Genomic DNA, 2,987 nt, shown 5'->3' with positions numbered 1-2,987 from the left:
AAAGCCCCTTGTCTTTAAGGAAGGGAAGGCAAGGGGCTTTTTTGTTAGCTTGGGCTGAAAACTATTAAATATCTTTAAGGGAATCTTTGACTACATAAAGGAGGATAAAATTTTTATCCAAATCTTCGGTCAAGGCCTTTAATTTGTCCTCGGGTATATCTTTGATGCGGATATACACATGACGGCAATTTTCCTCACACATGTCATAGGAAGTCAAGATACTGACCATTCGACCTCCGTTTTTGCGTATTACATCGGCCACATCTTTTATCGAACCCGGTCGATCTTCCAAGTTAAAGGCCAATTGGATGCCCCCTCGATAAATACCGGTCAAGGAAACCAGAACCTTGAAGATATCCCCCTGCGTGATCACTCCGACCACTTTCCCTTTATCATTGACCACAGGCAACCCTGAAATCCGATGTTCCAGCATCTTAACGGCCGCCTTTTCTACCGTTTCTTCCGGCCCGACGGTGATCAGATTTTTTCTCATGATATCTTTTATTTTTAATTCTGAAAGCAGATAATACAATTCATGAATATCTAAAGTAGTGGCCTTGGAAGGGGAGGCCTCTTTAATATCCCTGTCGGTCACCATGCCGATCAATTTCCCTTTACGCATGACCGGCAAACGGCGGACATTATTTTCCTTCATAATCTGTGAGGCCTTCATCATGGAAGTTTCTTCATCAATGGTAATAACATCGCTGGTCATCCATCCTTTAACTAACATGGGTTTTCCTCCGCTGTAATATTAGTTTAAAGCCGGTCATCCTGACTTTACTCAGGAAAATTTCCCCCCTTTTTTAGTAATATATTAGTATGATTGGAAAGATTGTCAAGTTTTATTTGGAACAAGGAGGATCCGCAAAAAGAATAGGGATATCCTGCCTTTTGAGCGGTATTTCCAGCCACCTAAAATTCTTTTATTCGGTTTACTCGGAAGATGCTCTCTTTTCAGTAGCGGCCTTAAAGTTGAAAGGGTTCGGGGCAAAATAATCCTTGACAGGCAATCCCCATTTTTCTTAAAGTTGTTCACTGCCTAATCTATTATAATTATTTAACAATAAAGTAGTGTAGGCCAGGAAGCGCAACATTGATTTAAACAGGCCTTTTGTTTATTTGATTACATCGGGGAAAATTAAAGAACTTCTATCATGTTGGATCGTGAATATGAAATCATGTATCGTTTGGAAAACAGTCACTGGTGGTTTATAGCCAAAAAGAAATACATTAAAATTGTATTGGATTACCATTTAAAAGATAAAGGAGGTAACATCCTGGATGTCGGGTGTGGAACCGGCGGCATGATAGAATTATTTAAAAACTATGGAAAGGTATTCGGCCTGGACCGTCATGGAGCGGCCTGTGAATATTCCCGCCAAAGAAGTAAATTTCCCTTGATTAAAGGAGACGCCAACAAACTCCCATTCAAGAGAGGGACCTTTCACCTCATCGCTCTGCTGGATGTTTTGTATCATCAACATATTCTGGATGATGATGAAGTACTTGAACAAATTTATGAATTGTTGGACCCCAATGGGTTAATATTGATTACCGATTCGGCCTTTGAATTTTTAAAAAGTACCCATGATATTGCGGTCATGGCCAGGCATCGCTATACCTTGAAAGAACTGAAGGCCAAATTAAAATCATCCCATTTTTCAATACAACAGAGCACTTATCTCTATTTTATTATTTTTCCTATTGTCGTTCTATTCAGGTTGTTGGGAAAACTAAGCCTGATTTTCTTTAAGCCAACTATTCATTCCGACTTAAAACAAACCAACCACCATCTGAATAAATTTCTGGCGGCTCTTTTGGGTTGGGAAGCGAACCTACTAAAATTTTTAAACTTTCCCTGGGGATCATCACTGTTAATCTTAGGGAAAAAAAGGTAACGGTACCCCATGTCCCATTTACTTTTAATTTTAGCCTCGGTGGTCTTATCCTCTTTCGGCCAATTATTTTTTAAAAAAGGAATGATGATTTTGGATCATTCTAACCAACAAGCTTCCATATGGAAGTTAATGGGCTATGGTCTTATTAATGGCTATGTCCTCCTTGGATTTTTATCCTTTGGGGCCGGAGCTGTTTTGTGGCTGGCCGTTTTGGCCAAAGAAGAGGTTAGTTACGCCTATCCCCTATCCAGCCTGGGGTATATCATTGTCTTGATCGGATCCTTCCTCTTATTTCATGAACACATCTCCCCGGCCCGGATTACCGGGATATTATTACTTATCTTAGGAGTTTTTTTTATTGAATACAGCCGCTGACTCGTCTTAAATTTCATCGATATTTAAAAGCCTCTGACCAAAGTCCATTCCTTTTAAAACAGGAAAGGCATATTTTCTGACAATAGATCTCATCTGAGACGGCAGGCTTTTGGAATGAGATATTCATATTAGTCCGGTCTTTGGCAATAGCCCTTAAGTCAAAACAATTCTTCCAGAAGGATTTTAAATTGCTTAAAATGGTTAAATGGCATAGACATATAATAGTATTTTAAATATAATGATCCAATGATGCTTTGTCTTAGGTTATGCGGTTGAATCCCGAAGGGTGGAAAGGAACATTAAAAACGAAGATGGATGACCGGATTAAAGAGGCCTTATTCCGGCAAGTAGGCCGTGAACCGTTTGCTGAAAAGTTCGGGTTGAAACTGATAGATCTTGAGGAAGGATATTCCAAAGTGACGATGACCTTTACCCCGGACATGGAAAACATATTCGGCATGGCCCACGGGGGGGCTGTTTTCGCCTTGATCGACGAGGCCTTCCAAACCGCCTGCAATGCCTATGGGACGATAGCCTTGGCCTTAAATATGAATATCACCTATATCGCTTCTCCGGCTCCCGGGAACCAACTGACAGCAGTGGCCAAAGAATACAGCCGGACTTCAAAGACGGCTAATTACAACATCCGGGTGAAGGATGAACAGGGGAATTTGATCGCATCCTGTCAGGCCCTGGCTTATCGCAAAAGGC

General features: G+C 40.9%; 4 protein-coding genes. 3 read left to right on the top strand and 1 reads right to left on the bottom strand.

Translation table 11 applies throughout. The annotated features are described in order from the left end of the window. Positions 1-64: 64 nt before the first annotated feature. Entirely contained in the window at positions 65-733 is a 669-nt protein-coding gene (locus ACYC56_RS14035; RefSeq protein WP_461374795.1) for a CBS and ACT domain-containing protein, read from the bottom strand. Positions 734-1,157: 424 nt separating this feature from the next. Here ACYC56_RS14035 and ACYC56_RS14030 point away from each other — a divergent pair, with 424 nt between their 5' ends. The 3 genes from ACYC56_RS14030 to ACYC56_RS14020 all read left to right on the top strand — a co-directional run. Beyond that, complete coding sequence (locus ACYC56_RS14030) at positions 1,158-1,901, top strand: class I SAM-dependent methyltransferase (protein WP_461374794.1); 744 nt, start codon at positions 1,158-1,160, stop codon at positions 1,899-1,901. A gap of 9 nt (positions 1,902-1,910) precedes the next feature. Next, positions 1,911-2,276 carry an EamA family transporter gene (locus ACYC56_RS14025; RefSeq protein ID WP_461374793.1) on the top strand — a complete coding sequence of 122 codons (366 nt, stop codon included), beginning with the start codon at positions 1,911-1,913 and terminating at the stop codon, positions 2,274-2,276. Between the two features lie 311 nt (positions 2,277-2,587). Further along, the coding region (locus ACYC56_RS14020) for a PaaI family thioesterase (protein ID WP_461374792.1) at positions 2,588-2,987 on the top strand (400 nt) is incomplete at its 3' end.

It is taken from the genome of Candidatus Aquicultor sp. (genome assembly GCF_054640775.1).
This window is presented reverse-complemented; position numbering and strand designations above follow the sequence as displayed.

Excerpts from the sequence above, each read along its gene's own strand:
- ACYC56_RS14025 (WP_461374793.1), top strand. The coding sequence starts at position 1,911 with ATGTCCCATTTACTTTTAATTTTAGCCTCGGTGGTCTTATCCTCTTTC.
- ACYC56_RS14030 (WP_461374794.1), top strand. The coding sequence starts at position 1,158 with ATGTTGGATCGTGAATATGAAATCATGTATCGTTTGGAAAACAGTCAC.
- ACYC56_RS14035 (WP_461374795.1), bottom strand. The coding sequence starts at position 733 with ATGTTAGTTAAAGGATGGATGACCAGCGATGTTATTACCATTGATGAA.